The sequence below is a fragment of the Microbacterium sp. K35 genome (genome assembly GCF_004794375.1).
In the GTDB taxonomy this organism is placed as follows: Bacteria; Actinomycetota; Actinomycetes; order Actinomycetales; family Microbacteriaceae; genus Microbacterium; species Microbacterium sufflavum.
This window is the reverse complement of sequence record NZ_SSDM01000101.1, coordinates 1-1650: the sequence shown is the minus strand read 5'-3', so window position 1 is coordinate 1650 and position 1650 is coordinate 1. Positions and strand designations below refer to the sequence as shown.

The window sequence follows — 1650 nt, the reverse complement described above, 5'->3', positions numbered from 1 at the left end:
AGCCCCGGCCCCGCGTCCCGCGGCTCCGGCGACGCCCGCTCCCGCGCCCGATGGCGACGGCACGGCTCCCGGTGGCGGTGACCGCTCCGTATGATGCTCCGGTTCGACGAGGTCTTCATCCCCGACGGCGATGAAGCGCGCCGGTGGGCCGAGGAGGAGCTCGCCAACCCGCGCTACGCCGACGCCAAGCCGACCTGGTTCGATCTGCTCGCCCGCGACGTCGGACGGTTCCTCGCCGATCTGTTCAGCTCCGGCAACGGTCAGAGCGTCGGCCCCGTCGCGCTCATCGCCGTGGTCCTGCTGATCGCCGCCGCCCTGATCACGGCCCTGCTCGTGTGGGGGCGCCCCCGGCGGTCCCGCGCGGTACGTCGCGGCCACGCGCACCTGCTGGGCGCCGACGACGACCGCACCGCCGCGCAGCTGCGCACCGATGCCGAGCGCAGTGCGCGCGACGGCGACTGGGACACGGCCGTGGTGCTGCGCTACCGGGCCATCGCGCGCAGCCTCCTCGAACGCGACCTCATCGACCCCGCGCCCGGCGCGACCGCGCAGGCCATCGCACGATCGGCGAGCCTCGTGTTCGCCGAGGAGTCCGACGCGATGCGCCGCGCCGCCGCCGCCTTCGACGATGTGCGCTACCTGCGCCACCCCGCCTCCGAGGAGACCTACCGCGAGCTCGCCGCGACCGACGACCGCCTGCGCGCGCGGCGACCGGAGGCGGTACCCGCATGACCCTCGTCACCCCGCAGGACGCCACGACGGCCGAGCGGCGCCCTCGCCGCACAGGCGCGATCGTCGGCTGGGCGCTCATCGGCGTCCTCGTGCTCGTCGTGGCCTATGCCGCCTCGCAGTTCGCCGCCAGCAGCCCCGGCGCTCGCGGTGCCCTCGACCCCGAGAGCCGCAGCGACACGGGAGCGCTCGCCCTCGCCGAGATCCTCCGCGACCGGGGCGTCGAGGTCGAGGTCGCCCGCAGCCGCGCCGAGGTCCGCGCGGCACTGGACGACGATGCCACGCTGGCCATGACCAACCCGTACACCCTGAGCGACGACGCGATCGCCGACCTCATCGCGCCGGCCGCACGCGTGGTCTTCCTCTCCACCGGCACGCACCTGCTCGGGGAACTGCGGATCGGCGAGCCCGCGCCGGGCAGCGTCTCCACCGCCGCGGCCGACTGCGCCGTGCCCGAGTTCGCCGAGGTGGGCACGATCCGGCCCGACCGCCTGTTCTCGCCCGCGAGCGGCGTCGACGCCTGCTTCGGCGACGACAGCGGCGCGGCCGTGCTCGTGGACGACCGCGACGGCAACCGTCGCACGATCGTCGACGGCACCAAGCTGTTCAGCAACGCCTTCCTCGCCGAGAACGGCAACGCCGCCCTCGGCCTCGCGCTGCTCGGCCAGTCTGACCACCTCGTCTGGTACGTCCCCTCCTTCCAGGACTCCGACGTCGAGGGCACCGCCGCACCGGACACGCTCGGCAGCCTCACGCCGGACTGGGTCACCCCGGCCATCCTCCTGCTCCTCGCCGCCGGGCTCGCGGTGGCGGTGGCGAGAGGGCGGCGCTTCGGCCCGCTCGTCGCCGAGACGCTGCCGGTCACCGTGCGGGCCTCGGAGACGATGCTCGGACGCGCCCGGCTCACCGCCAAGGCCGCCG

Annotated in this window: 2 protein-coding genes; both read left to right on the top strand. The window is 75.2% G+C overall.

The genetic code is table 11. The features are described from left to right. Positions 1-90 precede the first annotated feature (90 nt). Complete coding sequence (locus DW299_RS02745; protein ID WP_136035558.1) at positions 91-732, top strand: DUF4129 domain-containing protein; 642 nt, start codon at positions 91-93, stop codon at positions 730-732. Then, positions 729-1650: DUF4350 domain-containing protein (locus DW299_RS02740; protein WP_136035557.1), on the top strand; the 922-nt coding region annotated here is incomplete at its 3' end. The genes DW299_RS02745 and DW299_RS02740, both read left to right, overlap by 4 nt.